Annotated in this window: 26 protein-coding genes; 2 read left to right on the top strand and 24 right to left on the bottom strand. The window is 69.7% G+C overall.

Annotated elements, in window-relative coordinates; genetic code table 11:
* On the bottom strand, positions 1–1,287 hold the full coding sequence (locus FBY23_RS13020) for a glycosyltransferase family 4 protein (RefSeq protein WP_141798533.1): 1,287 nt from the start codon (positions 1,285–1,287) through the stop codon (positions 1–3).
* A gap of 151 nt (positions 1,288–1,438) precedes the next feature.
* Here FBY23_RS13020 and FBY23_RS13015 point away from each other — a divergent pair, with 151 nt between their 5' ends.
* Complete coding sequence (locus FBY23_RS13015; protein WP_141798532.1) at positions 1,439–2,050, top strand: TetR family transcriptional regulator; 612 nt, start codon at positions 1,439–1,441, stop codon at positions 2,048–2,050.
* Here the strand turns inward: FBY23_RS13015 and FBY23_RS13010 are convergent, their stop codons facing one another.
* The 15 genes from FBY23_RS13010 to FBY23_RS12940 are packed head-to-tail and all read right to left on the bottom strand — an operon-like array spanning position 2,051 to position 15,779.
* On the bottom strand, positions 2,051–2,806 hold the full coding sequence (locus FBY23_RS13010) for a glucose 1-dehydrogenase (protein ID WP_141798531.1): 756 nt from the start codon (positions 2,804–2,806) through the stop codon (positions 2,051–2,053).
* Positions 2,807–2,808: 2 nt separating this feature from the next.
* Complete coding sequence (locus FBY23_RS13005; RefSeq protein WP_141798530.1) at positions 2,809–3,723, bottom strand: 3-oxoacyl-ACP reductase; 915 nt, start codon at positions 3,721–3,723, stop codon at positions 2,809–2,811.
* A complete protein-coding gene (locus FBY23_RS13000; protein ID WP_141798529.1) occupies positions 3,720–3,920 on the bottom strand; it encodes a ferredoxin in 201 nt (66 codons plus the stop codon). Before FBY23_RS13000 ends, FBY23_RS13005 begins: the two co-directional genes overlap by 4 nt.
* A 13-nt stretch (positions 3,921–3,933) precedes the next feature.
* On the bottom strand, positions 3,934–4,401 hold the full coding sequence (locus FBY23_RS12995; RefSeq protein ID WP_141798528.1) for a pyridoxamine 5'-phosphate oxidase family protein: 468 nt from the start codon (positions 4,399–4,401) through the stop codon (positions 3,934–3,936).
* A 6-nt stretch (positions 4,402–4,407) separates the two neighbouring features.
* Positions 4,408–5,409, bottom strand: coding sequence for an NAD(P)/FAD-dependent oxidoreductase (locus FBY23_RS12990; RefSeq protein WP_141798527.1), 1,002 nt, complete (start codon positions 5,407–5,409; stop codon positions 4,408–4,410).
* Positions 5,410–5,428: 19 nt separating this feature from the next.
* On the bottom strand, positions 5,429–6,340 hold the full coding sequence (locus FBY23_RS12985) for a hypothetical protein (RefSeq protein WP_141798526.1): 912 nt from the start codon (positions 6,338–6,340) through the stop codon (positions 5,429–5,431).
* 22 nt (positions 6,341–6,362) lie between these two features.
* Positions 6,363–6,947: a hypothetical protein gene (locus tag FBY23_RS12980; RefSeq protein WP_141798525.1), complete on the bottom strand. Its 585-nt coding sequence runs from the start codon at positions 6,945–6,947 to the stop codon at positions 6,363–6,365.
* Positions 6,948–6,949: 2 nt separating this feature from the next.
* Positions 6,950–8,221 (bottom strand): MCE family protein, encoded by a 1,272-nt coding sequence (locus FBY23_RS12975; RefSeq protein ID WP_141798524.1) that lies wholly within the window; start codon positions 8,219–8,221, stop codon positions 6,950–6,952.
* Positions 8,218–9,558 (bottom strand): MCE family protein, encoded by a 1,341-nt coding sequence (locus tag FBY23_RS12970; protein WP_260805945.1) that lies wholly within the window; start codon positions 9,556–9,558, stop codon positions 8,218–8,220. The genes FBY23_RS12975 and FBY23_RS12970 overlap by 4 nt, the downstream gene beginning before the upstream one ends.
* Entirely contained in the window at positions 9,555–10,781 is a 1,227-nt protein-coding gene (locus FBY23_RS12965) for an MCE family protein (protein WP_160158232.1), read from the bottom strand. The genes FBY23_RS12970 and FBY23_RS12965 overlap by 4 nt, the downstream gene beginning before the upstream one ends.
* 8 nt (positions 10,782–10,789) lie before the next feature.
* On the bottom strand, positions 10,790–11,779 hold the full coding sequence (locus FBY23_RS12960) for an MCE family protein (RefSeq protein WP_141798522.1): 990 nt from the start codon (positions 11,777–11,779) through the stop codon (positions 10,790–10,792).
* On the bottom strand, positions 11,776–12,867 hold the full coding sequence (locus FBY23_RS12955) for an MCE family protein (protein ID WP_141798521.1): 1,092 nt from the start codon (positions 12,865–12,867) through the stop codon (positions 11,776–11,778). The genes FBY23_RS12960 and FBY23_RS12955 overlap by 4 nt, the downstream gene beginning before the upstream one ends.
* Entirely contained in the window at positions 12,864–14,177 is a 1,314-nt protein-coding gene (locus FBY23_RS12950; RefSeq protein ID WP_141798520.1) for an MCE family protein, read from the bottom strand. Before FBY23_RS12950 ends, FBY23_RS12955 begins: the two co-directional genes overlap by 4 nt.
* A gap of 7 nt (positions 14,178–14,184) precedes the next feature.
* Positions 14,185–15,021 (bottom strand): ABC transporter permease, encoded by an 837-nt coding sequence (locus FBY23_RS12945; protein ID WP_141798519.1) that lies wholly within the window; start codon positions 15,019–15,021, stop codon positions 14,185–14,187.
* Complete coding sequence (locus FBY23_RS12940) at positions 15,021–15,779, bottom strand: ABC transporter permease (protein WP_141801029.1); 759 nt, start codon at positions 15,777–15,779, stop codon at positions 15,021–15,023. Before FBY23_RS12940 ends, FBY23_RS12945 begins: the two co-directional genes overlap by 1 nt.
* A 197-nt stretch (positions 15,780–15,976) precedes the next feature.
* Here FBY23_RS12940 and FBY23_RS12935 point away from each other — a divergent pair, with 197 nt between their 5' ends.
* Entirely contained in the window at positions 15,977–16,663 is a 687-nt protein-coding gene (locus FBY23_RS12935; protein ID WP_260805943.1) for an ion channel, read from the top strand.
* On the opposite strand, the gene FBY23_RS12930 is transcribed toward FBY23_RS12935, so the two are convergent.
* From FBY23_RS12930 to FBY23_RS12895, 8 genes are all read right to left on the bottom strand, one after another.
* Positions 16,644–17,954, bottom strand: a complete 1,311-nt coding sequence (locus tag FBY23_RS12930) for a nitrate/nitrite transporter (RefSeq protein ID WP_260805942.1) — start codon at positions 17,952–17,954, stop codon at positions 16,644–16,646. The genes FBY23_RS12935 and FBY23_RS12930 overlap by 20 nt on opposite strands.
* 58 nt (positions 17,955–18,012) lie before the next feature.
* A complete protein-coding gene (gene uvrB, locus FBY23_RS12925) occupies positions 18,013–20,142 on the bottom strand; it encodes an excinuclease ABC subunit UvrB (RefSeq protein ID WP_141798518.1) in 2,130 nt (709 codons plus the stop codon).
* 45 nt (positions 20,143–20,187) lie between these two features.
* Positions 20,188–20,739: a carboxymuconolactone decarboxylase family protein gene (locus FBY23_RS12920; RefSeq protein WP_141798517.1), complete on the bottom strand. Its 552-nt coding sequence runs from the start codon at positions 20,737–20,739 to the stop codon at positions 20,188–20,190.
* Complete coding sequence (locus tag FBY23_RS12915) at positions 20,736–21,617, bottom strand: SDR family oxidoreductase (RefSeq protein ID WP_141798516.1); 882 nt, start codon at positions 21,615–21,617, stop codon at positions 20,736–20,738. The genes FBY23_RS12920 and FBY23_RS12915 overlap by 4 nt, the downstream gene beginning before the upstream one ends.
* A 21-nt stretch (positions 21,618–21,638) precedes the next feature.
* Positions 21,639–22,235, bottom strand: a complete 597-nt coding sequence (locus FBY23_RS12910) for a TetR/AcrR family transcriptional regulator (protein WP_141798515.1) — start codon at positions 22,233–22,235, stop codon at positions 21,639–21,641.
* Positions 22,236–22,829: 594 nt separating this feature from the next.
* The gene (locus FBY23_RS12905; protein ID WP_260805941.1) at positions 22,830–24,092 is read right to left on the bottom strand and encodes a phosphatidylserine/phosphatidylglycerophosphate/cardiolipin synthase family protein; all 1,263 of its coding nucleotides are present in this window, start codon (positions 24,090–24,092) and stop codon (positions 22,830–22,832) included.
* A 30-nt stretch (positions 24,093–24,122) separates the two neighbouring features.
* Positions 24,123–24,689, bottom strand: coding sequence for a hypothetical protein (locus FBY23_RS12900; RefSeq protein ID WP_141798514.1), 567 nt, complete (start codon positions 24,687–24,689; stop codon positions 24,123–24,125).
* Entirely contained in the window at positions 24,686–25,774 is a 1,089-nt protein-coding gene (locus tag FBY23_RS12895; protein ID WP_141798513.1) for an MlaD family protein, read from the bottom strand. The genes FBY23_RS12900 and FBY23_RS12895 overlap by 4 nt, the downstream gene beginning before the upstream one ends.

Below are 25,774 nucleotides of genomic sequence, written 5' to 3'. Positions count from 1 at the left end.
TCAGGCCTTCTTCTCGGCCTTGTATTCGGCGATCACGTCTTCGAGTACGGCGGCAGTGCTCGCCGCGACGGCACTCCAGCTGAACAGCTCCTTGACCCGACGGCGGCCCGCGGCGCCCATCTCGGCCCGACGGGCGGGGTCGTCGAGGAGCGCGGCCAGCGCAGTGGTCAGCTGACCGACGTCGCCGGGCTCGACGACGTCGGCGCACAGGCCGTCGGGTCCGACGACCTCGGGGATGGCTCCGGCCCTGGAGACGACCAGCGGCGTCTCGCACGCCATCAGCTCGGCGGTCGGCAGCGAGAAGCCCTCGTAGAGCGAGGGCACGCAGGCCAGCTCGGCCGAGCCCATGAGCGCGACGAGCTCGTCGTCGGTGAGCCCGTTGGCGAACGAGACGCGGCCGGCGATGCCGAGCTTGTCGATGAGCTTCTCGGTCACGCCGCCCTCCTTGGGCTTGGTGACCAGCACCAGCTCGAGGTCGCGCTCGACGACGAGCTTGGCGAACGCCTCGAGCAGGATCGAGATGCCCTTGAGCGGGGCGTCGGCGCTGGCCATCGCGAGGATGCGGCCGGGGACGCGGGGCTCGGTCGGCGGGGCGAACCGGTCGTCGACGCCCAGCAGGATCGTGTCGATCCGCGCCGGGTCGACCCGGAACTCGCGCACGACGTCGCGCTTGGACGACTCGGAGGGCACGATCACGCGACGCAGGCGCGGCGCGGTGCGCTTCTGCTGGTTCAGGAAGGAGTACCAGCGCCACACACCGATCTTGGGCAGCTCGAGGCGCCACCGCGAGCCGTGCTTGCGCTTGGCCCAGACCGCGGAGGCGAGCTCGATGCGGCGGTCCATGGTGATCGGGTGGTGGATCGTGGTCGCCAGCGGCAGGCCGACGCCCGCGGGGTCCTCGATGCCGAGCAGCGGAGTGGCCAGCGTCTGGTTGTCGAAGACGATGTCGAAGTCGTCGCGACGGGCCTTGAGCAGCTTGACCACGCGCCTGCTGAAGGTCAGCGGCTCGGGGAACGCGCCGCTGCGCATGGTCAGCCACTCCTCGACGTCGACCAGGTCGCGGAACTCGCTAGGACGCGGGTTGCGGAACTCGTCGCCGGGCCGGTACAGGTCGAGGCTGGGGACCTTGGTGAGGGTCACGCCCTCGTCGAGCTCGGGGTAGGGCTGGCCGGAGAACACCTCGACCGTGTGGCCGAGCGCGACCAGCTCTCGGGTGAGCCGGCGGATGTAGATCCCCTGGCCGCCCACATGGGGCTTGCTGCGGTAGGACAGCATCGCGATTCGCATCAGGTACTTCTCCCCTTTTCGAGCTCCCGGGGAGCAGGGCCGAAACAGAAACGTAGTGGAACGTGTTCCAAATTATGCGCTACCTGCCGGTAGCCTATCGACTGGGTCCACATCGACCCGACTCGTCACACCACTCCAGGGGGACCTCTCCGTGAGCATCGCGAACCCGACCACGTCCGACGATCTCGGATCGGCCGCGCAGCGGGAGCGCCGCAAGCGAATCCTCGACGCGACCTACGAGCTGGCCAAGTCGGGCGGATTCGACGCCGTGCAGATGCGCGCCGTGGCCGAGCAGGCCGACGTGGCGCTCGGCACGCTCTACCGCTACTTCCCGTCCAAGATCCACCTGCTGGTCTCCGCCCTGGGCCGCCAGTTCGAGGACGCCTCGGCGCGACTCAACGAGCGCGAGATCCCCGGCGACACCCAGGCCGAGCGCGTGCTCTACGTGCTCAAGCGGATGGCCCGCGGCATGCAGGGCGACCCCAAGCTCACCGAGGCGCTGACCCGCGCCTTCATGTTCGCCGACAGCAGTGTGACCAACGAGATCCACGTCGTCGGCATGGCGATGACCTCGATCGTGACCCACGCGATGCACGGCGGCGTGCCCGTCGAGGGAGCCCTCACCGACGAGGACGTCGCCATCGCGCGGGTCATCGGCGACGTGTGGCTCTCCGCCCTGGTGGCGTGGGTGACCGGCCGCTCCACGGCCGCGGAGACCGCGACGCACATGGAGAAGGCCGTTCACCTCATCCTCCGCGACTGATCAGGCACCGAAGGCGTGCGTGCTCGTCACGCCGCCGTCGACCGCGATCTCGGCACCGTTGATGTACGACGACTCGTCGCTCGCGAGGAAGACGTAGACCGGGGCGATGTCCTCGGGCGTGCCGACCCGGCGCAGCGGCACCTTGCTGGCGCCGTACTCCATCGCGGCGTCGCCGCCGTGCACCCGCGTCATCGGGGTGTCGATCATCCCGGGGTGCACCGAGTTGACCCGGATCCCCTTGGGGCCGAGCTCCATCGCCGCGCACTTGGTCATGCCCCGGATCGCCCACTTGGTGGCGGCGTACGCCGTGCACGACGGCATGCCGGCCAGGCCCTCGACCGACGAGGCGTTGATGATCGAGCCGCCGCCGTTCTTGCGCATCGTCCGGCTGACCGCCTGCATGCCGAGGAAGACGCCGAGCTGGTTGACCCGCCAGAGCAGCTCGACCTCCTCTGCGGGCATCCGCTCGATGTCGCCGAAGCGCAGGATGCCGGCGTTGTTGGCCAGCACGTCGACCGGCCCGAAGCGGGCGTTGGCGTCCTCGACCAGGCTCGCCCAGGACGCGGCGTCACTGACGTCGTGGTGCACGAAGCGGGCAGCATCCCCCAGCTCGTCGGCCAGCGCCTGGCCCTGCTCCTTGGCGACGTCGGCGATGACCACCCGCGCGCCCTCGGCGACGTACGCCCGGGCGATCTCGGCACCCTGGCCCATCGCGCCGCCGGTGACGATCGCGACCTTGTCCTCCAATCGCCCCATGCTCACACCGTCAGCTTCATGATCGAGTCGGCGGCGAAGCCGACGTGCGGGTCGCGGCCGGCGAAGAAGCCGCCCAGCTGCTTGTCGAGGTCGTCGGCGGTCCATAGGTCGCCGGAGGCGTCGAAGCGCTCCTCGACGACCGGCGCCGCGACGACCGCCACCATGCCGCCGTACACGACCATGACCTGGCCGGTGATCCGCTCGGCGGCCGGCGAGGCGAGGTATGCGACGACGGGCGCGACGTGCTCGGGCGAGTACGGGTCGACGGCCTTGCCGGACCGGTCCTCGCCGAAGACCTCGGCGGTCATCGCGGTGCGGGCGCGCGGGCAGATCGCGTTGGCGCGCACGCCGATGCGGGACAGGCCGCGGGCGCTGGACAGGGTCAGCGCGGCGATACCGGCCTTCGCGGCGGCGTAGTTGGCCTGGCCCGGGGAGCCGCCGAGGAAGGCCTCGGAAGCGGTGTTGACGATGCTGCCGTAGACGGTGCCGGACTCGCTCTCCTTGGCCTTGCCGCGCCAGTAGGCCGCCGCGTTGCGCGAGAGGAGGAAGTGGCCGCGCAGGTGGACCGCGATGACCGCGTCCCACTCGTCGTCGCCCAGGTTGAAGAGCATCTTGTCGCGGGTCATCCCGGCGTTGTTGACCACGATGTCGAGTCCGCCGAGCTGCTCGACGGCGGCCGTCATCATCGCGTCGGCCGTCTCGCGCCGGCTCACGTCACCGGGTACGACGAGCGCCTCGCCGCCGAAGGCGCGGATCTCCTCCGCGGCCTCGTCACCGGCGCCGGGCAGGTCGTTGATGACGACCCGCGCGCCGGCGCGGGCCAGGGCGACCGCCTCGGCGCGGCCGAGACCGGCGCCGGCACCGGTGACGACGGCGACCTTGCCGTCGAGGCTGGTGCTGGCGGTGCTGCTGCTCACGCGTCGTCCTCCACGAGGGTGATGGCGGCGCGCGGGCAGGCCGCGACGGCGCGCTTGACGTTCTCGATGTTCTCGTCGGTGGTCTGCTCGGTGTGCAGCTGGAGGAAGTCGTCGTCGTCCAGCTCGAACACCTCGGGAGCCATCGCCTCGCACAGGCCGTTGGACTCGCACAGGTCGAAGTCGACCTTGATCTTCATCGGTTCATCCCTCTCAGGTCATCTTCCGGTGGTCCCAGGACGCGACCCGCTCGGGGTGGATGATCACGCCCACCCGCTTGGTCGCCTGCTTCTGCACGGCCTGCATGCCGATCTCCCCCAGCGACTCGAACGAGTCGGCGCCGACCATGCGGGTCGCGACGGCCGAGCCGATCTCGAAGATGGCCTCGGGGTCGCGCACGATCTCCGCACGGCCCTCGATGGAGACGCCGCGCAGCTCGAAGTAGTCGGTGCCGTCCTCGACGAGCGCGCTCACCCGTGGGTCGCGGTCGAGGTTGAGGATCTTCTGGCTGCGGCCGTAGGTCCAGAACGCGATCCTGCCGTCGCGCACGACGTAGAACAGCGTCGTCAGGTGCGGGAAGCCGTCGCGGCCGTTGGCCGCGACCTGCACCTTGAGGTTCTCCCCCAGCAGCGCCTGGACCTCCTCGTCGCTCAGCTTGACCTTGTCGCGTCCAGAGCTCATCTGTGCCTAGCTTCCTTCCGAGGAGTGGCCGGGGAACACGTGGGCGGTCGGGTCGATCACGACCGCCGCGTTGTTGACGGCGGTCGCGGCCTCGCCGAACCCGACGGCGATCAGCCGGACCTTGCCGGGGTACTCGGTGATGTCGCCGGCCGCGAAGACGCGCGGCAGCGAGGTGCGCATCGAGGGGTCGACGACCACGTGGCGCCGGTGGGTCTCCAGGCCCCACTGCTGGAGCGGGCCGAGGTCGGCGACGAAGCCGAGCGCCGCGACCACGGCCTGGGCGGGCAGCACCTTGGTGGCGCCGTCGGCGACCAGCTCGATCTCGGCCAGCGCGCCCGTCGTACCGCCGTCGGCGTCGCGTAGCGCGGCCACCTCGGCCTTGGTGACGACCTGGACCGAGGACGCGAGGACCTGGTCGACGGTGCGCTGGTGGGCTCGGAAGGCGTCGCGGCGGTGGACGAGGGTGACCGAGCGGGCGATCGGCTCGAGGTGGATCGCCCAGTCGAACGCGCTGTCGCCGCCGCCGACGATGACGACGTCCTGGTCGCGGTAGGGCTCGAAGGCGGGCACGAAGAACTCGACGCCGCGGCCGATCCAGCCCTCGGCGGCCGGGAGCGGGCGGGGGCTGAACTTGCCGATGCCGGCGGTGATGACCATCGCCTTCGCGCGTACGGCGGTGCCGTCGTCGAGCGCGAGCGTGAGGCCCTCGTCGTCGGTGACCAGGTCGGTGGCGGTGCAGCCGAGCAGCTGCTCGGGCTTCGCGGTCAGGGCCTGGGCGACCAGGCCCTCGACCAGGTCGCGGCCCTTGACGTCCGGGAATCCGGCGACGTCGAGGATCGCCTTCTCCGGGTACATCGCGGTGATCTGGCCGCCGAGCTCGGGCAGCGAGTCGACGAGTGCCACCCGCATCCCGCGGAATCCGGCATAGTAGGTAGCGAACAGACCGCTGGGACCGGCGCCGACCACGACCAGGTCGCAGTCCACGGTGTTCTCTCCTCGGGTGGCCACGACCGAACTGTAACGTGTTCTAGTTCGTCTTGTCTTGGGTCGGCGTGTCTTCGGACGGCGCGTCGCTGCTCGGCGTACCCGACGGCGTACCGCTGGACGGGGTGTCCTGCTTGGTCCCCGCGGACGGGTCGTCGGTGTCGAGCCGGTCGACGAGCCAGCCGTGGTCGGTGTGGACCATCGTCACCAGGACGCGGTAGGGCGTCACGACGGTCTCCTTCTTTCCGTCACGCACCCGCTCCACGACCTGGTTGAGGAAGACCAGCGCCTCGAGCCGGGTCCGGTTGGCCCGCACCACGCCCTGCGCGACGACGCTCGCCTGGACCTTGAGCTGCTGGGCGATGCCCTGCTCCTTCACGTCCCCGATCGTCTTGAGATAGTCCTTCTCGTAGCGCGAGGTGGTGAGCGCGACCGCCTTCTTCACCTCGTCGTCGTACTTGCTGTAGTCGACGGACACGAGCTCCTGGGCGGCCTTGGCCGCGGCCTCGACGCCGTCGCGCCACTGCAGCGCGGACGCGACGACCGGGCGGCCCTTGGGCACGGCCAGGCTGCCGGCGCCGTCGGTGTCGCGCGCGGACGCCTTGTCGTCGTCGCCGATCCGGTCGACGACGAGCAGCGCGAACTCGGCGACCAGCGCGATCGTGACCAGCGCGAGCACGGCTATCAGGATCCGGGTGGTCCGCGGTCGGGCCAGGACGCCGGCACCGGCGGGCGCGTCGACGACATCGGTCCCACTGGGTCCGTCGACGGTTCCGTCGACAGCTCCGTCGACAGCTCCGTCGACAGCTCCGTCGACGGGCGTGTCGGCCGCCTCGGGGGTGTCGTTCGTGTCGTCGGCGGCCGAACGCGTGGCTCCGGCCTGACCGGCGATCCGGCGCGGCCGTGGCGTCTGGCCGCGCGAGCTGGCGGGCTTGCGGGGGGTGGGGCGGCTCATCTGTTCCTCGTCCTGCGCAGCGTCAGCCCAGCGCGACGTACTGGAGGTCCTTGGTCAACCAGCGACCGTCCTCCCGCACGAGCTCGAGCTGGATGCGGTAGTTGCGGGCCTCCGGCTGGAAGTTCGTCGTCTTGTTCTTCACCGTGCCGCTGGTGGCGACGATGGCCGTCGCGGTGTCCTCGTCGCCGGCGACCAAGCCGGTCCAGACGACCTCGGCGACCATGCTCGACTGTGCCTCGGTGGCGAGCTTCTCGAGGTCCTTGGCGCCCTTGCTGTACTGCGACAGGAAGGTGCCGGTCGCCATCGACTTGACCGCCTCGATGGTGCGGGCCGGGTCCTGGTAGTCGAAGTTCACGAACGCGGTGACCATCTTGCTCGCGGCCTCGAGCTGCGCGGCGGTGCGCTCCTGCTCGGCGTCGTCAGCGAGCGGGACCGCCTCGACGAGGCCGCGGCCGACGTCCTGGCCCGCGCCGGGGACGACGTCGGTGCCGTTGACCTCGTTGTCGGAGGTGGTCACGTGGAGGTAGAGCAGCAGCAGAGCCACGCACCCGCACAGCACCGTGGCGGCGTAGAGGGCGATGTTGAGACGGACCCGGCTCCTGTCCACGCTCACTTGCTCGCCACCGGACCGACCAACAGCCACTTCCACGCATCCCCTCCCAGGACGGAAAGGTCCTCCGGCTGCCGCAGCTCGACCGGAGTCCCCTGGTTGTCGACCAGCCCGGGCACCTGACCGGTGGACGGGTCGTAGGTGCCACTGTAGACGCGACCGGGCGAGGCCCGGTTCTTGCGGTACGCCGGTGCGTACTTGCTGCCGCGCATCGAGTACGGCGCCCCTGCGGTGCAGCTGACGTCGGCAGGCTTCTTGTCGGTCAGGTCCTGGGTCGAGCGCCACTCGGACGGCGGGACGTAGCCCTGGGTGCACGGCGGCACGCTGTAGTCGAACTGCAGGTTGACGTGACCCCAGCCGTCCGCGGTGCTTCCGGTCGGGCCGCCGGAGATGAGCACGGGGTAGGTGACGAGCAGCTGCTCGATGCCGTCGAGCTCGGTGACCAGCACCTGGTCGACGGTGACCAGGTCGCCGAGGAGCACCGGCACGGTCGGCGAGAGCTCCTTGAGCAGCCGGGTCAGCGCCCTGGCGGCGCCGGGGGTCGCGCTCAGCACCGTGCGCAGGTTGCCGTCGCTGCCGCGTAGCGCCGTGGTGAGCGTGTTGAGGTCGTCGGCGAACCGGCGGATGTTCTCCTTCTGGCCCTGCTGGGTCTTCAGCACCGCGAGGCCGCTGTCAAGCAGCTGGATCGTCTCGTCGGTGTGGGCGTTGGCCTCGGCGATGAACGCCGAGCCGCCGTCGAGCAGCTCCTGCAGGTCGTCACCGGTGTCGGTGAACATGGTGCCGAGCTCCTTGACGACCTTCTCGAGGCTGTCCTTGTCGACGGAGTCGACGAAGCGGCTGAGGTCGACGAGCAGGTCGCCCTCGTCGACGGGCAGTGACTGGTCGTCGCCGGCGAAGGTCGAGCCGTCCTCGGCGTACGGGCCCTTCTCGTCGGGCGGCTGGAAGTCGAGGTACTGCTCGCCGACGGCCGAGAGGTTGTGCACGAACAGCCGCGAGTCCAGCGGCAGTCGGGTGTTCTCCTCCAGGTCGAGGGTCAGGTCGACCCCCTTCTCGGTGGTGTCCATCTTCGCGACGCGCCCGATCTTCACACCGCGGTAGGTCACCTCGCTGCCCTCGAACAGGCCGCCAGAGCCGGGCAGGCTGGCGGTGACGGTGATCCCCCGGCCGGTGATCCGGTCGATGATGCCGAGATAGCTGGCGGCGATGTAGGTGATGCCGACGGCGCTGAGGACGACGAACGCCATCAGCCGGATCCGGACTCCCCTGGTCATGCCAGTCCCCCGCCCAGCAGGTTCTCCGGCGAGGTCTGGTACGACGACCGTTGGGCTCCGGTGAGACCCTTGAGCAGTCCGCCGAGCAGGCCGTCGGGGCCGAGGACTCCGTTGGAGCCGGTGAGCAACCCGCCGAGGTCGAGGTTCGGCAGCGAGGTCAGCAGCTTGCAGACGGGGCTGCCGCTGATCTTCGGGTCCTGGCACTTGGTCTGCAGGTCCTGGAGCAGGTTGACGTCGCTGAGCACCTTGAGGCAGGACACGCTGGTCAGGCTGCCGCTCTTGAGGCACTTGCTGACCGAGTCGAGGACCTCGCCGAGGTCGGGCAGCTCGACCTCGGGCAGGCCGAGCGTCTTGTAGAGGTTCTCGAGGTTGAGGTCGGCGCGGATGATCGTGTCGGCGTAGTCGCCCTGGACGATGTTGTTGGCCGCCTGCGGGAACGGGAAGCTGACCAGCAGGTTGAGGCCGGGCGCGAGCTGCTCGTCGGCCTCGGTGAGCCGACGCAGGATCGGGCTGAGGTCGGCGAGGATCTTGAGCACGTCCTCCTTGCTGGCGTTGATCACGCGGGTGCCGACCTTGCCGAGGTTGTCGAGCGAGCCGAGCATCGCGATCAGCTCGTCGTGCTGGGCGGCCAGCACGTCGACGGCGGGCCCGACGGCGTCGAGCGCGTCGCCGATCGTCTTCTTCTCGGCGTTCAGCGTCGAGGTGAGGTTGTTGAGCGACTCGAGCGCCGAGATGATGTCGAGCTTCTGCTGGTCGATGGTCCCGACCACCGAGTCCAGCGAGGACAGCAGGGCCCGCAGGCGGTCCTCGCGCCCGGACATGACCAGGTTGGCCTCCTTGGTGATCGTGCCGAGCTGCGCGACGCCGCCACCGCTGAGCAGGAAGGACAGCGCGCCGAGCACCTCCTCGACCTCCGGGTTGCGGCCGGTCTTGGCCAGCGCGATCTCGTCGCCCTGGCCGAGGCGCCCGCTCGGCGCCTCCTGCTGGGGTGCCTGCAGCGAGACGTACTTCTCGCCGAGCAGCGAGACCTGGCGGATGTCGGCGATCGAGTTGTCCGGCAGCCCGACGTCGTTGCGCACCCGCAGGGTGACCTTGGCGTTCCAGCCGGACCGCTCGACCTGGGTCACCTCGCCGACGACCACGTCGTCGACCATGACGGGCGAGCGCGGGACCACGTTGAGCACGTCGTGGAAGTACGCCGTGACCTCGAACGCGTCGTCGGCGTCGACCGGGTGACCGGGCAGCGGCAGGTCGTAGGCGCCGTCGAAGCTGCTGCAGCCGGTGAGCAGGGCGGTGCCGAGCAGCAGCGCGAGGACGCGGCGGAGGGTGCCGTTCACGAGCCACCTCCCAGCAGGTTCTGGACGGACGCGTCGTCGCCGGTCGAGTAGGACACGTCGGAGATCTCCGGCACCTGGATGCCCTTCTTCGAGGCGGCCTGCTTCGGCAGGTACTGCTTGTAGCCGGGCGGCAGCCACGGCAGCTGGGTCACGATCGGCTCGATGAGCTTCTCGATCAGCTCGCAGGCGGTGTCCTTGAGCGCCGGCGGCATCGCCGGGTGCTGCTGGATGAGGCCGCAGATGAAGCCGTCGGCGTCCCACACGTTGCCGCCGATGGCGAAGCGGGAGTTCTGGCTGTCGCTGACGTGGTCGAAGCCCATCGCCAGGTTGCCCATCGCGACCGGCGCCACCTCGACGGCGGTCTGGATGTTGTCCTTCTCCGAGGCGATGGTGCTCATCACGTCGGTGAGCTTCGCGATGTCGGCGACGAAGGCGTCGCGGTTGTTCTTGACGAAGCCCTTGACGCTGCCGACCGCCTTGGCGACGGCGGCGACGGCCTTCTGCAGCTCGTCGCTCTCGTCGGCCAGCATCGCCGAGACGCCGGTGAGGTCCTGCATGAAGCCCCGGACCAGCGAGTCGTTCTGGGCGAGCGTGCTGGTGAACTTCGCGAGCTGGGTGACCGACTCGAACAGCGGACCGGCGCCGTCGCCGAAGGTCTTCGCCGCGTCGGCGAGGTCCTGGATCATCTGGTTGCCCTTGGCGCCCTGGCCGCTGAACGCCTTGTTACCGGCCTCCAGCAGGTGGTCGAGGGTGCCGTCGGCGTTGACGCCGTTGGGGCCGAGTGCGCGGGTCAGCGCCTGCAGGCTGCCGTAGATGCGGTCGAGCTCGACCGGCACGGCCGTCTCGGGCAGCGCGATGTCGGCGCCGTCGGCCATCACGTCGCCGCCCTGGAAGACCGGGGTGAGCTGGACGAAGCGGTCCGCGACCAGGGTGGGCGTGACGATGACGGCCTGCGCCTTAGCCGGGACCTCGTACGACGCGTCGTACTCCATCTCGACGCGGACCGAGTTGCCCTCGGGGATCACGGCGGTCACCTTGCCGACGTTGACGCCGAGGATCCGCACGTCGGTGCCCTTGTAGACGCTGACCGCGCGCGGGAAGTGCGCGGTCACGGTCTTCGTCTCGGCGGGCGAACGGACCAGGTTGATGGTCACGGCGAGCAGCAGCACGACGGCGACGAGAGCGATCACGCGCCGGTCGATGCGCTTGAGGACGGTGGACACCATGGCGATCACAGCCCCGTTCCGGGGACGAACTCACCGGTCGGGATCGCGAGGACGTTCGCGGCGTACGCGTCGAACCAGGGCCCGGTGCCGATGATGTTGCTGAGGATGGACACGTAGGGACCGAGGGCGGCCAGGGTCGCCTTGAGCTTGTCCTTCTTGGAGACCAGGAAGCTCACCAGCCCGTCGACCTCCTTGAGCGCGGGGCCGATCTGCTGCTCGTTGTCCTCGACCACGCCGCGCAGCTCCTTGGCCAGCGAGCGGGCGTTGACGAGCAGTGCGTGCACCGCGTCCCTGCGCTTGGTCAGCTCCTGGAACACGAGGTCGCTGTTCTTCATCAGGTCGACGATGTCGTCGCTGCGGTCGGCGAGGACCTTCGTGACCTCCTTCGAGCTCTCGAACAGGGTCTGGATCTCGGCGTCGCGCGACGCGATGCTCCGCGAGAGCCGGGAGATGCCGTCGAAGGACGCCTGGATCTCGGGTGCGGACTCGTCGAGGGTGTCGGCCACCGTGTCCAGCGCCGTGGCGAGCTGCTGGGTGTCGATCTCCTCGGTCGTGGTGGTGAGGTCGCCGAAGACACCGACGATGTCGTAGGCCGCCTGGGTGCGCTCCATCGGGATGGTGCCGCCCTCGGCGAGCTGCCCCTTGCCACCGGGGGTGAGGTCGAGGAACTTCTCGCCCAGCAGGTTGAGCACCTCGATCGAGGCACTGCTCTCCTTGCCGAAGTCGACGTCACCGTCGATCTCGAACTTCACCTTGACCCGGTCGCCGGCGAGCGTGACCGCGGCGACGCGGCCGACGCGGATGCCGCCGACCTGGACGATGTTGCCCTTGTGGATGCCGCTGGCGTCGCTGAACTCGGCGTAGTACGTCGTACCGCGGAAGCCCGGGAACTTGCCCAGGTTGAAGGTCGCGGCGGACACGACGGCCATCACGACCAAGGTGATGACGCCGAGGCGGAGGACGCGGGCGTCGCGGGCGCGCTGGTGCTTGTTCATCGGTCCTGACACCTCGGCGCCTTGGACTTGAAGGAGAAGTTGGTGATGTAGTCCTCGATCTCCTTGAGGATCGGCAGGTCCTTGATGATCGGCAGCCGGATCCGGGCGGAGACGCCGCAGACGTAGTACTGGTACCAGGAGCCGTAGGTACCGGTGCGGGTCTGGTCGGTCATCATCTCTGGCATCCGGTCGAGGAGGCTGGCCAGGTTGTCCCGGTTCTCCTTCTTGTTGAGCAGCTTGGCCAGGTCGCGCAGCGCGGCGATGTCCTCCTTGACCAGGGGCCGGCCGCGGCGCAGCAGGTCGGCCACGGCGACGGTCAGCTCGGAGATGTTGTCGAGCGAGGAGCCGATCGTGTCGCGGTCCCTGGCGAGGTCGGTCATCCAGTCCTTGAGGGAGACGATGAGCGAGCTCAGCTGCTGGTGCCGGTCGTCGACCGTCTTCAGGGTCTGGGTGAGGTTCGTGATCACGTCACCGACCAGCTGGTCACGGTCGGCGAGGGTCGAGGTCAGCGACGCGGTGTGGTCGAGCAGGCTCTTGACCGTGCCTCCCTCGCCCTGGAGCACCTGGACCAGGTTCATGCTCAGCTCGTTGACCTGGTCGGGCGTGAGCGCCGCGAACAGCGGCTTGAAGCCGTCGAAGAGCACGGTGAGGTCGAGCGCCGGCTCGGTGTTGCGCACCGGGATGGTGGCGCCGTCCGGCAGTGCCTTCGCCTCCGCGGCGCCGGTCCCCTGCTCCAGGGCCATGTAGCGGTCGCCGACCAGGTTGAGGAACCGGATCTTGGCCTCGGACGCCGTGGTCATCTTGACGCCGGAGTCGACCTTGAAGGTCACCTTGGCCATCGTGCGGTGGTAGTGCTCGACCTTCTTGACCTCGCCGACGTTGACGCCGGCGACCCGGACGTCGTCGCCCTTCTCCAGCATCGTGGCGTTGGTGAAGATCGCCTGGTACTCGTTGCGGTCGCCGAAGCCGACGTTGCCCATGATCACGGCCAGCAGGCCGGTCACGAAGACCGACACGACGGTGAAGATGCCGAGCTTGATCGCCGCGGCCGTCGTGGCCGCGTTGCGCTGGTTCCCTCCGGGGTTCATCCGGCCGCCTTCCCTTCCCGGACGACCGGCCCGTAGAGCAGCGTGCCGAGGGAGCCGTACGCCGCGGGGTCGTGACCGCTCACGCCGGCGAGCATCGCGTTGACCACGCGCTGCTCGGCCACGCTGCCGGCGTACCCGCTGTCGATGGCGGCGGGCCGGCCCAGCAGACCCTGCAGGGGCAGCGGCGAGAAGCCGCCCTTCTCGTCGATGTCGGAGCCCTGGTCGAGGGGATGCGCGGGGGCCGGGATGGTGAAGTCCGGCAGCCCGAGGCACCACGGGCCGTGCCCGACCTCGCCGTACGACGGCAGGTCGCGCTCGTCGTAGGGCCGGAACTGCGGCTGGAAGAACTCGATGTACTGCTTGACCACGTTGCCCTCGAACGTCTTGGACAGGATCGGCGCGTAGTTGGCGGCACCGCGGATCAGGCAGGGGAACTCCGGGGAGTACTCCGCGAGCAGGTCGAGGACCGGCGCGGTCACCTGGCCCATCCGGATCAGGTTCTGCTCGTTCTCGGCGAGGAACTTCGTCGCGGTGTCGGACAGGCCAGTGAGGTCGGAGAAGAAGACGTCGAGGTCCTTGGCCTTCTCGGTGACCGTCTTGCTGGTGACCGTGACGTTGTCGAGGACGTCGAGCAGGTCGGGCGCGGCGACGTCGTACGCGTCGGCGACGTCGGCGAGCGCGACCAGGTCCTTGCGCAGCGTCGGCAGGTGGTCGTCGATCGCACCGATGTAGTCGCCGAGCTGGTCCATGGTCGCGCCGAGCTTCTCGCCGCGGCCCTCGAGCGCGGTGGCCAGGGCGTGCAGCGTGGCGTTGAGGTCGGCGGGGCGCACGGCGCGCAGCAGCGGGAACAGGTTGGCGAGCACCTGGCTCAGCTCGACGTTGGTGTCCACCCGGTCCGACGCGATGACGTCGCCGTCCTGCAGGTGCCCGCTGGCGGCCTCGGGCCGGACCAGCGCGACGAACTTCTGGCCGAACAGCGTGGTCGGCAGGATCCGCACGCTCACGTTGGCGGGGATCTTCTTCGCGGCGTCGTTGTCGATGGCGAGGGTGATCTCGGCCTGCTTGCCGTCCTGGTCGATCTTGTCGACCCGGCCGACCAGCACGCCGTTGATCCGCACGTCGCCGAACTTGGCCAGCTGCAGGCCGGCGCGGTCCGCCTTGACAGTGACGGTGGTCGAGCTGTCGAAGGTCTTGTTGTAGATCGCGATCGAGAGCCACACGAGCAGCGCGATCACGGTCAGGAACACGGCCCCGGCGACGAGGAGCCGGTTGTGCTCCCGGGCACTGTCGTGATGGATGTTCACCAGCATCGGCAGCTCACCCCGTGATCCGGACGGTCGTCGTCGAGCCCCAGATGGCGAAGGTCAGGAAGAAGTCGGCCATCACGATCGTCACGATGCTGGTGCGGATCGCCTTGCCGACGGCGCGGCCGACGCCGGCAGGCCCGCCCGAGGCGGTGTAGCCGTAGTAGCAGTGGATCAGGATCACCGCGACCGCGAGGAACAGCAGCTTGAAGAACGACCAGACCATGTCGATCGGCGGCAGGAACTGCAGGAAGTAGTGGTCGTAGGTGCCGCCCGACTGGCCGTAGATCATGGTGACGATCAGCCTCGGCGAGAGGTACGACGCGCACAGCGCCACGATGTAGAGCGGGATGACCGCGATGAACGCGGCGACCATGCGGGTCGTGACGAGGAACGGCAGCGACGGGATGCCCATCACCTCGAGCGCGTCGATCTCCTCGGAGATCCGCATCGCGCCCAGGCGCGCGGTGTAGCCGCAGCCCACGGTCGCGGCGAGCGCGATCGAGGACACCAGCGGTGCGACCTCGCGGGTGTTGAAGTACGCGGAGATGAAGGCGCTGAACTTCGCCACGCCGATCTGGCTCAGCGAGGCGTAGCCCTGGATGCCGACCTCGGTGCCGGCGAAGAACGCCATGAACGCGATCACGCCGACCGAGCCGAGGATCAGGCTCAGGCCGCCCGAGCCGAAGGCGACCTCGGCCAGCGTGTTCATGATCTCGCGGGGGTAGCGCTTGACGGCCCGCGGCGCCCAGGTCAGCGCCTTGACGTAGAAGAGCAGCTGGTCGCCGTACCCCTCGAGGGTGGAGCGCCCGCTCTTGTAGCTGTTGGCGAAGAAGTCGGCGGCAGCCATCACAACCCCACCGGCGGGGCGACCTGGAAGTAGATCGCGGTGATCACGGCGTTGAGGAAGAACAGCGCCATGAAGGCGATGATCACCGACTCGTTGACCGCCCGGCCGACGCCGCTCGGTCCGCCGCCGGCGTTGAGGCCCTTGTAGGCGCCGATGATCGCGGCGAGCCAGCCGAAGATGATCGCCTTGATCATCGCGATGTAGAGGTCGGGCAGGGAGGCGAGAGCGGTGAACGAGGACAGGAAGGCGCCGGCCGACCCGCCCTGGACGATCACGGTGAAGAAGTAGCCGCCGCCGATGCCGGTGCCGATCACGATGCCGTTGATCATGAAGGCGACGAACATGGTCGCCACCACGCGGGGCGCGACCAGGCGCTCGAGCGGGTCGATGCCGAGGACCTCCATGGCATCGATCTCCTCGCGGATCTTGCGCGCGCCGAGGTCGGAGCAGATCGCCGAGCCGGCGGCGCCGGCGATGATCATCGCCGCCGCCATCGGCGCCGCCTCGCGCACGGTGGCGAGCACCGCGGTCGCGCCGGCGAAGGACTGGGCGCCCAGCTGACCGGTCAGGTTGCCGACCTGGAGCGAGATGACCGCGCCGAACGGGATCGAGACCATGATGGTCGGCATCAGCGTCACGCTGGTGACGAACCAGGCCTGCTCGAGGAACTCCCGCACCTGGAAGGGCCGGGTGAAGATCCGCTTGGTCACCTCCACGACCATCAGCGCGATCTCGCCAGGGCCACGCACGACCGCCATGGCATTGAAAGCCACGCCCCGACTCCTCTCCCCACGGTGTTCAAGCGGGTCCCGCTCCAGGGACCCGGCGATATTAGAACACGTTCTCGTTGTGACCAAGGCAACTTGGCCGGCCCTTGGTCCTTTTTGCCGCCTCCCCTCGCACAACGCCGCCGTGGTGGCCGGGGTCACGCCGGGCGGTTTCCTAGGATCGGCTCGTGCAGTCCTCCGCCGCGAGGCCGTCCCGGCCACTGGAAGTCATCGGCCGTCACCCCTCCGCACTCCTGCTGGCGGCCCAGCTGGTGGTCGTGCTCGCCTACCCGGCGCTCGAGGGATCGGCCGCGGGACGGGCGGTCGTCGGGGTGTTCCAGATGGTCGTCGTACTGTCCGCGGTCTGGGCGGTACGCCGGACGGCCACCCTGCGGTGGGTGGTCCTCCTCCTCGGCGCCCCTGCCGTCGTGCTCGCCGTGCTCGAGGCCGTCCAGCCCGACGTGGACTGGATCGTGCTCGCCTCGGCGGCCTTCCACGTCCCGTTCTACTTCTTCGTGTCGTACGCGATGATCCGCTACCTCTTCCACGACGACCGGGTCACGGTGGACGAGATCTTCGCGACCGGCGCGGCGTTCACCGTCGTGGCGTGGGCGTTCGCCTACCTCTACGCCGCGGCCCAGGTGCTCTGGCCGGGCTCCTTCGTCGGCTTCAACAGTCCCGACGGCGGCTCACCCCTGAGCTGGTTCGAGCTGCTCTTCCTCTCCTTCACCACGCTGACCAGCGTCGGCCTGTCCGACGTCTACCCGGTCGTGAACCAGGCCCGGTCGTTCGTGATGGTCGAGCAGGTCGCGGGCGTCTTCTACGTCGCGCTCGTCGTCGCCCGTCTCGTCGGGCTCAGCGCGCGTCGGGTGTGAGGTCCACCATCGAGGAGCCTCCGGCCACCTGCTCACGGGTGGTCAGCGAGCGGACCCGGCGCCGGTAGCGCAGCACCTGGACCACCCCGAGGGTCCACAGCAGGTACTGGGTCGCCATAGCCCACCGGAACGCCTCGGGCGTGTAGTCCTGCGCGCCCGGCGTCAGCGCGTCGAGGACCGCGCCGACCGCGAGGACCGCGAGCAGGCCCGAGGTGAAGCCGCCGACGTTGATGATCCCGCTGGCGCTCGCCGTGCGGTGGTCAGGGTTGCTGGTGCGGGCGACGTCGAAGCCGATCATCGATCCCGGCCCGCCCGCGCCGACGACGACGATCAGGAGCACCAGCAGCGGGAGAGGGGCGTCGCCGGGCCACAGCAGCACCAGCCCCCAGGCCGTCGCGAGGGCCCCGACGATGACCAGCGAGGTCGTCGAGCGGTGCCACGGGTGCCGCCCGACCAGCCACCCGAGCAGCGGGCCGTAGGCCACCGAGGTCGCGACGAGCAGGGAGAGCAGCGCGCTCGCCGTACCGGCGGAGAGGTGCTCGGCCGTCACCAGGAACGGGAAGCCCCACAGCAGGCCCATCAGGGTGGTGCTGAACGGCGTCGAGAAGTGCATCCACAGCCCCAGCCGGGTGCCGGGCTGAGCCCACGACGCGGCCAGGCTGGCGACCAGCGCCCGGGCGCTCAGCGGTACGCCGCGCAGGTGTGCCTGCGTCGGCGTGTCGTGGAGCAGCACCCGCAGCACCACGAGCATCGCCGCCCCGGCGAGCGCGCCCCCGAGGTAGGCGCGGGTCCAGCCGAGGTGGCCCAGCGCCCAGGTCATCGGCGCGGCCGCGGCGAGGGCGCCGAGCTGGCCGAGGTTGCCGGTCAGCTGGCTGATCAGCGGCACCTGGCGCCGCGGGAACCAGGAGGTGACCAGGCGCAGCACGCAGATGAACGTCATCGCGTCGCCCGCACCGACCAGCACCCGGGCGCCGAGCGCCAGCGCGTAGCTGTCGGCGAAGGCGAAGGCCGCCTGGCCGGTGCTCACCACGACGATGGCCGCCGTGAGGACGGTCCGTGAGCCGAACCGGTCGACCATCAGCCCGACCGGGATCTGCATGGAGGCGTAGACCAGCAGCTGGAGCACGGTGAACGACGCCAGCTGGCTGGCCGAGATGTCGAAGCGCTCGGTCGCGGCGAGCCCGGCGACAGCGAGGCTGCTGCGGTGGAAGACCGCGAGTCCGTAGGCGAGGAGGCCGACGATCCACACGGTGTAGCGACGCCCGGGGACCGGCCCAGGCTCGTTGCTCACACCAGCAGGCTATCGGCTCCGGGTGGCCCAGACCGCCTTCGCGAGGACGTGCGACGGCTCACTTGGTCGCTTCGAGCATCTGGCGCAGCTCCTTCTTGAGCTCTCCGATCTCGTCGCGCAGCCGCGCGGCCAGCTCGAACTGCAGCTCGGCGGCCGCCGCCTTCATCTGGTCGGTCAGGTCCTGGATGAGCTGCGCCAGGTCCGAGCTCGGTAGCCCGGCCAGCTCGGCGGCATGCCCGCCGATGTCGGTCGTGCGCAGCTGGGGCGTGGGCGACTTCTTCGGCTTCACTCCTCCGGCGCGACCCTTCTGGCCGACGTCGGCCCAGGTCTGCAGCAGCTCCTGGGTGGTCTCGTCCTCGCGGGCGAGCATCTCGGTGATGTCGGCGATCTTCTTGCGCAGCGGCTGCGGGTCGATGCCGTGGGCCTCGTTGTAGGCGACCTGCTTGGCCCGGCGCCGGTTGGTCTCGTCGATGGCCGACTCCATCGACGGGGTGATCCGGTCGGCGTACATGTGCACCTCGCCGGACACATTGCGCGCCGCGCGGCCGATGGTCTGGATGAGCGACTTGTCGGAGCGCAGGAAGCCCTCCTTGTCGGCGTCGAGGATCGAGACCAACGAGACCTCGGGCAGGTCGAGGCCCTCGCGGAGCAGGTTGATGCCGACCAGGACGTCGTAGGCACCCAGCCGCAGGTCGCGCAGCAGCTCGATCCGCTTGAGGGTGTCGACCTCGGAGTGGAGGTAGCGCGTGCGGATGCCTGCGTCGAGGAGGTAGTCGGTGAGGTCCTCGGACATCTTCTTGGTCAGCGTGGTGACCAGGACCCGCTCCTGCTTCTCGGCCCGGGTGCGGATCTCGTGGATCAGGTCGTCGATCTGGCCCTTCGTCGGCTTGACCACGACCTCGGGGTCGACCAGGCCGGTCGGGCGGATGATCTGCTCGACGACGTCGCCCTGCACCTTGTCGAGCTCGTAGTCGCCCGGCGTCGCCGACAGGTAGACGGTCTGCCCGATCCGCTCGAGGAACTCCTCCCAGCGCAGCGGCCGGTTGTCCATCGCGCTGGGCAGCCGGAAGCCGTGCTCGACCAGGTTGCGCTTGCGCGACATGTCGCCCTCGTACATGCCGCCGATCTGCGGGACCGCGACGTGGGACTCGTCGACCACGAGCAGGAAGTCCTCGGGGAAGTAGTCGAGCAGGGTGTTGGGGGCGGTCCCCCGGCCACGACCGTCCATGTGCATCGAGTAGTTCTCGATGCCCGAGCAGGAGCCGACCTGCCGCATCATCTCGATGTCGTACGTCGTGCGCATCCGCAGCCGCTGCGCCTCGAGCATCTTGCCCTGCCGCTCGAACGTGGTCAGCTGCTCGGCGAGCTCGGCCTCGATGCCGTTGATCGCCCGCTCCATCCGCTCCGGGCCGGCGATGTAGTGGCTCGCGGGGAAGACGTAGAGCTCCTGGTCCTCGGTGAGCACCTCGCCGGTGACCGGGTGCAGCGTCATCAGCCGCTCGATCTCGTCGCCGAAGAACTCGATCCGCACCGCCAGCTCCTCGTAGACCGGGAAGATCTCGAGCGTGTCGCCGCGGACCCGGAAGGTGCCGCGGGTGAAGGCCAGGTCGTTGCGGGTGTACTGGATCTCGACCAGCCGGCGCAGCACCGAGTCGCGGTCGTGCTCCTCTCCGACGCGCAGCCGGACCATCCGGTCGACGTACTCCTGCGGGGTGCCGAGGCCGTAGATGCACGACACGGTCGACACCACGATCACGTCGCGCCGCGTGAGCAGGCTGTTGGTCGCGGAGTGCCGCAGCCGCTCGACCTCCTCGTTGATCGAGGAGTCCTTCTCGATGTAGGTGTCGGTCTGGGGGACGTAGGCCTCGGGCTGGTAGTAGTCGTAGTAGGAGACGAAGTACTCGACCGCGTTGTCGGGGAACAGCTGGCGCAGCTCGTTGGCGAACTGTGCGGCCAGCGTCTTGTTGGGCTGGAGCACCAGCAGCGGCCGCTGCACCTGCTCGGCCACCCACGCCACGGTGGCGGTCTTTCCGGTGCCGGTCGCGCCGAGCAGGACGACGTCCTCGACACCGTCGTTGAGACGCTTGGTGATCTCGGCGATCGCGGCCGGCTGGTCGCCCGAGGGCTGGTAGTCGGACTGCACGTGGAAGGGCGCGACGCGACGCTCGAGATCGGTGACCGGACGCATGGCTCCAGCGTACGAGGGGCCACCGACAGTCCTCCTGGCGCTGCCCTACCTCGGACGGTCCGGCTGCACCCGCAACACGTGCAGCGCGGTGGCGAGCATCGCGTAGTGGCCCACGAGCATCACGATCTCGATCCGCTCGCGGTCCTCGAAGCACTCCCCCAGCTCGGCCCACAGGCCGTCGGGGATGTCCTGGTCGGCGAGCAGCTCGTCGGTGGCGCGCAGCAGCAGCCGCTCGCGCTCGCTCAGTCCCGGGTGCTCGCCGAAGGACTCGATCGCCGCCACCTCCTCGCGCGAGAGCCCGGCCCGGCGGGCCAGGCGGCGATGCTGCTCGAGCTCGTAGGCCGACCCGCGGCGCGCCGCGACCCGGACGATGACCAGCTCCGACTCCCGCCGGGACAGCCGGCCGCCCGGCATCAGCCGGCCCGCGAAGTGCAGCCAGCCCCAGAACAGGCGCCGGTGCCGGCCCAGGGTCAGGAAGACCGCCGGCGGCTCGGTGCCCTGCACCCGGCCCGCGATCCGGGCGAAGGCGGCCACGAACGGGCCGACCTCGCGCCAGCCGCCCGGCGTGATCCGTGCCGTGGTCCCGGCCCCGCTCATGCGGTCCTCCGGGCCTGCTCGACCGCGGGCAGCACCCGGTTGGCGCCGTAGTTGAAGACCCGCATCGCGATGGCGTACCCGGGCGGGAAGTAGCGCTGCAGCCAGTGGACCAGCCGGATGTCGGGCGAGGTGTAGACCCAGTAGCGGTTGCGCAGCGCGCCCCTCCAGATCGCGGTGGCGGCCTGCTCGGGCGAGACCGCACGCTTCTGGAAGTGTCGTCGGGCCCGGACGAAGGCCTTGTTCTGTTGGTCGATCCCGGCGATCCGGATGGTCTCGACCAGGCCGGTGTCGACGCCGCCGGGGCAGACCAGGCTGACCCCGATCCGATGCTTGCGCAGGTCGTAGCGGAGCACCTCGGAGACGCCGCGCAGGCCGAACTTCGACGCGCTGTACGCCGCGTGCCACGGCATCGCGATGATCCCCGCGGCCGAGGAGACGTTGACCAGCTGGCCGCCGCGGCCGGCGTCGATCATCGGCGGCACGAACTCCTCGATCACGTGGATCGGACCCATCAGGTTGACGTCGACCAGGCGCTGCCAGTGCTCGGCCTCGAGGCTGCGGACGGTGCCCCAGATCGCGATGCCGGCGACGTTGAGGACCACGTCCATCGCGCCCGCGCGCTCGGTCACCAGCGCCGCGAGGCGGCGTACCTGGCCGTGGTCGGAGACGTCGGCGACCTCGGCGGTGCCGACCGTCCCGCCGCGGGCCCGGATGGCGTCGGCGACCTCGGCCAGCCGCTCGGGCTGGACGTCGGTGAGGTGCAGCACGGCGCCGCGGTCGGCGGCCTGCTCGGCCACGGCGCGGCCGATGCCGCTGGCGGCGCCGGTGACCAGGACCTGCTTGCCGGTCAGGTCTCGGACGGGAGCACGGAACCACATGGACTTCTCCTGGATCGGTCGTCAGTGCGGGAACAGCGAGGCGGCGAGGGCGACGAGCGGCGGGTGCAGCCCGGCGAGCTCCTCGGGCTCGCCGAGGGTGATCCGGGCGGTCACCATCTGGATGATCGCGGCGAGCAGCGCCTCGCAGGCGAACCGCTCCTGCGCGGTCCGGGCCGAGAAGACCGTGGCGAGCGCCGCGGCCGCCTCCTGCTGGACCTCCACGCGACGGCGCATCGCCTCGGGGCCGGCTGCGTACACCTCGACGAGGAAGAGCCGGGCGCGACCCGGGTCCTCGGCGAGGGCGGAGAGGTAGCGCTCGAGGAGCGTGGCGAAGCGCTCCTGCGGAGTGCCGCTGGCGGCGAGCCCGGCGGCGAAGCCGGCCCGGAGGGCGTCGGTCGCCCACGCGTAGGCCGCGATGAAACAGTCCTGCTTGGAGCCGAAGTGCTGGTAGAACGTCTCGCGCGAGACGCCGGCCCGCTTGATGATCTCGGCGACTGGAGTGGCGACGTACCCGCGCTCGGTCATCGCCGCCGCCAGCGCGTGGAACATCCGCTCGCGCTGGTCCGCGGCCACCTCGGCACGGCTCAGCCCGTGCCGGCCGCGGGGCAGGGTCGCCATGTCCGGGAGAGTTTCACGAACATCAGTGTTCGTCAATGTCAATTTGCTCGCTGCGCTCACATGTCGCGCGCGCTTTGACGCGTTGCCTTCCTCCGCTGCGCTCGCTGGCGCTCGCTCCGCTCCGTCCAGGCAACGCGGCGCGCGCGACGGGTCCGGCTGAATGACGTGCGCCGGCGAGCGTCATTCAGCGCAATCTCGTCGGGCGCCCCGCGTGATCTGGACGGAGCGGAGCGAGCGACCGAGCGCCCGCGAGGAAGCGAGCGCAGCGAGGGAAGATCACGCGCCAAAGGGCACCCGACATGCGCGAGCGAAGCGAGCGCCAAACAAACACCGTGAGCCGCTCACGCAGCGCACCAGCCTGTTTGTTGGCTCGCTGCGCTCGCATGTCGCGCGCGCGAACCGTCGTTCGGCTGAACCCCGTCGGGCGCCCCGCGTGATCTGGACCGAGCGGAGCGAGCGACCGAGCGCCCGCGAGGAAGCGAGCGCAGCGAGGGAAGATCACGCGTTAAAGGGCGCCCGACATGCGCGAGCGAAGCGAGCGCCAAACCAACACCGTGAGCCGATCACGCAGCGCACCAGCCCCGACCCACCCGGCTACAAGAGAGGCCGTAGGGGGGCCAGCACCGCCTCGGTGAACTTGCGGTGCACGTCGCGGGCCTCCCACTCGCCGCTGGTCAGCTCCAGGCAGTTCGACTGGTCGACCTCGAAGATCTCCTCGAGCTCGCGGGCGAAGCCCTCGTCGATGATCTCGACGTTGATCTCGAAGTTGCCCGTCAGGCTGAGCCGGTCGATGTTGGCGGTGCCGACCGTCGCCCACGTGCCGTCGACGGTGGCGGTCTTCGCGTGCACCATCGCGTCGCGGTAGCGCAGGATCCGCACGCCCGCGTCGAGCAGCTGGGTGAAGTGGCCGCGGGAGATCCAGTCGGCCACGATGTGGTTGGACTTGAGCGGCAGCAGCAGTCGTACGTCGACCCCGCGTCGCGCCGCCGCCTTCACCGCGTCGATGAAGTCCTCGTCGGGCAGGAAGTAGGCCTGGGTCATCCACACATTGCGGCTGGCCCGGTTGATCGCCTCGATGTACATCGCCCGGATCGGGAACATCCACAGCCGCGGCACGTTGCGCTGCACCCGGACCCGCGGCTCCCAGGTCGAGGCGGTCTCGAGCAGCAGCGGCCGCTCGGAGGAGCGCAGCCGGCGTCGCCGGTTGAGGTTCCAGAAGTCGGCGAACGCCCGCTTGAGGTCCCACACCGCCGGACCGGTGATCCGGACGTGCGTGTCACGCCACTCCGACTCGTAGGCCGAGCCGATGTTGTAGCCGCCGACGAAGCCGACGTTGTCGTCGACGACCAGGATCTTGCGGTGGTCGCGGCCGTAGCGGCGCAGGTCGAAGAACCGCCAGCCGGCCGTGTAGACGGGATAGCGCAGCACCTTCACGCTCGGCGGGAAGCGCTGGAAGGCCGGCGAGACCACGAGGTTCGCGAAGCCGTCGTAGATGCAGTAGACGTCGACCCCGCGCTCGGCGGCCGCGATCAGGGCGCGCTTGAACCGCTCCCCCGTCGCGTCGCCCTTCCAGATGTAGGTCTCGAAGAGGATCTGGCGCTCGGCGCCCTCGATCGCGGCGAGCATGTCGTCGTACAGGTCACGACCGAAGGTGTACGTCGTCACGTCCCCGTCGCCGACCGCGACCGTGCGCGGGTCGGTGGTCGGGAACGGCTTGGGCCGCTTGCCGCGCCGGCGGTAGGAGTCGACGAGCGACATCGCGATGGCGACGACGAACGGGATGCCGATCAGGGTCAGCAGGACGCGCCGCAGCACGGTCCTCAGGCCGGCAAGCGAGTCCCCGTCGTCGTGCGCCACGCGCGTCAATCTAGTGGGTCGGTCGCGACGCTACTGCGCACCCTCGCCGCTGTTGGTGCCGCTGAGCAGGTCCAGCCGGTCGACCAGCCACTCGCCCTTGACGAGCTTCATGGTCATGCTGACCCGCTGCTCCTCGACCTTGACGTCGGCGTTCTTGTCGTCGGTGATCGCCTGGTCGACGAAGGCCAGCACCTCGACCTGGGTGTCGTCGACCACCCGCCCGGCGGCGTCTACGACCTGGCCCTTCGCGGTGACCTTGCCGTCGACGATCGCCTTCTGCAGGTCGCCGACGTTGGGCGCCAGCTTGTCCTTGAGCTCGGTGTTGGCGATCTTGTCGACCCAGGCGAAGTCGTGCTCGCCGTCCTTCCAGGAGTACGACGTGATCTGGACCAGCAGCTCCTTGGCGGCATCGAGCGCCGCCTTCTCCGCGTCGTCGCGTGCGGTGAGCTCGTCGACCTTGGCCAGCGCGTCCTTCAGCGCCTTGTCGTCCGAGCTCGAGCCGCACCCGCCGGCCAGCAGGCCCAGCGCGAGCAGCAGGGCGCACAGCAGGGCCAGCGGACCGCGGCCGCGCCGGGTGCTGGTCGTCGTCCGGCTCACTGCACCGGCCCCGGGGCGTGGGCGGCACCGCGCTGCAACGTGGCGAAGGAGGCCGCGCAGCGCCCGTCCTTCTGCAGCGCCCGGCGCTCGGTCTTCTTCGGGTCGAGGCGGGACGTGCCGTAGCTGCACCGCGGATCCATGTCGGGGATCAGCTCGATGCGCAGCTCGCCGTCGCGGACCTTGGACAGCAGCGACCGCAGGCCCGGCGAGTAGTTCTGCAGCAGGGCGCGCAGGTGGGGCTCGTAGGAACGGAACACGTCAGTGAAGCTAACGCCCGTCGACAAGAACCCGGGCAGCACCTGGTCGGCGTCCTTGACCAGCTTGATCAGCTCGTTGACCTGGCCGGGGCCGCGCTTGAGCAGGTCGCGCAGCTCCGGGTCGTAGTTGCGCAGGAACCTCGCGAACTGCTTGGCCGAGGTCGCGAGCTGCCGCAGCGAGTCGGCGTTGTCGGTAGCGATGGACAGCACGCCGCCGGAGCTGCTGATGATCCGGTCGGTCTCGGGCCACACCTCGTCGAGGGTCTGCAGGATCGCGGTGCCCTGGTCGAGGATCTGGCCGAGGTCGTCACCGGTCCCCTTGAGGCCCGTGCTGAGCTCGCCGAGGACGATCCGCAGCTTCTTGTCGTCGATCTGGCGCAGCACGTTGTTGACCGCGACGACCGTCGAGCTCAGGCTCTTCGGTACGTCGGTCGACTCGGCGGGGATCTTGTCGCCACTGGCGAGGAAGGGCCCCTTGACCTGCTTCGGTTGGAAGTCGAGGTACTGCTCGCCGACCGGCGAGAGGCTGCGCACCCGGGCGAGCGAGTCCCTGGGGATCTCGGTGCCGGTGGTGATCGCGATCGTGGCCTCGACCCCCTTGGAGGTGGGCACGATCGAGCGGACCTTGCCGACCTTGATGCCGCGGTAGGTCACCACCGACCCCTCGAACAGGCCGCCCGTCTGCGCGAGCTCGACCTTGACCTCCACCGGCCGCGAGGTCAGCGGCTGGTCGAGGACGGCCGCGAAGATGTAGGCGGTCGTCACGATGAGCACGACGATGATGCCCGCGAGGCTGAGGTAGAGCTTGTTGCCCAGCAGCTTCAGCAT

Origin of the sequence: Nocardioides sp. SLBN-35 (assembly GCF_006715725.1) — a bacterium.
Classification (GTDB): Bacteria; Actinomycetota; Actinomycetes; order Propionibacteriales; family Nocardioidaceae; genus Nocardioides.
The sequence above is the reverse complement of the archived record's forward strand: the minus strand, read 5'-3'. Positions and strand labels throughout refer to the sequence as shown.

Bases quoted from the DNA above. Each gene is read 5' to 3' on its own strand.
- FBY23_RS12895 (WP_141798513.1), bottom strand. From the start codon at position 25,774: ATGCTGAAGCTGCTGGGCAACAAGCTCTACCTCAGCCTCGCGGGCATC.
- FBY23_RS13020 (WP_141798533.1), bottom strand. From the start codon at position 1,287: ATGCGAATCGCGATGCTGTCCTACCGCAGCAAGCCCCATGTGGGCGGC.
- FBY23_RS12945 (WP_141798519.1), bottom strand. From the start codon at position 15,021: ATGGCTGCCGCCGACTTCTTCGCCAACAGCTACAAGAGCGGGCGCTCC.
- FBY23_RS12915 (WP_141798516.1), bottom strand. From the start codon at position 21,617: ATGTGGTTCCGTGCTCCCGTCCGAGACCTGACCGGCAAGCAGGTCCTG.
- FBY23_RS12975 (WP_141798524.1), bottom strand. From the start codon at position 8,221: ATGACCAGGGGAGTCCGGATCCGGCTGATGGCGTTCGTCGTCCTCAGC.
- FBY23_RS12920 (WP_141798517.1), bottom strand. From the start codon at position 20,739: ATGAGCGGGGCCGGGACCACGGCACGGATCACGCCGGGCGGCTGGCGC.
- FBY23_RS12950 (WP_141798520.1), bottom strand. From the start codon at position 14,177: ATGCTGGTGAACATCCATCACGACAGTGCCCGGGAGCACAACCGGCTC.
- FBY23_RS12960 (WP_141798522.1), bottom strand. From the start codon at position 11,779: ATGAACAAGCACCAGCGCGCCCGCGACGCCCGCGTCCTCCGCCTCGGC.
- FBY23_RS12985 (WP_141798526.1), bottom strand. From the start codon at position 6,340: ATGAGCCGCCCCACCCCCCGCAAGCCCGCCAGCTCGCGCGGCCAGACG.
- FBY23_RS13000 (WP_141798529.1), bottom strand. From the start codon at position 3,920: ATGAAGATCAAGGTCGACTTCGACCTGTGCGAGTCCAACGGCCTGTGC.
- FBY23_RS12910 (WP_141798515.1), bottom strand. From the start codon at position 22,235: ATGGCGACCCTGCCCCGCGGCCGGCACGGGCTGAGCCGTGCCGAGGTG.
- FBY23_RS12995 (WP_141798528.1), bottom strand. From the start codon at position 4,401: ATGAGCTCTGGACGCGACAAGGTCAAGCTGAGCGACGAGGAGGTCCAG.
- FBY23_RS12940 (WP_141801029.1), bottom strand. From the start codon at position 15,779: ATGGCGGTCGTGCGTGGCCCTGGCGAGATCGCGCTGATGGTCGTGGAG.
- FBY23_RS12955 (WP_141798521.1), bottom strand. From the start codon at position 12,867: ATGAACCCCGGAGGGAACCAGCGCAACGCGGCCACGACGGCCGCGGCG.
- FBY23_RS13010 (WP_141798531.1), bottom strand. From the start codon at position 2,806: ATGGGGCGATTGGAGGACAAGGTCGCGATCGTCACCGGCGGCGCGATG.
- uvrB (WP_141798518.1), bottom strand. From the start codon at position 20,142: ATGCGTCCGGTCACCGATCTCGAGCGTCGCGTCGCGCCCTTCCACGTG.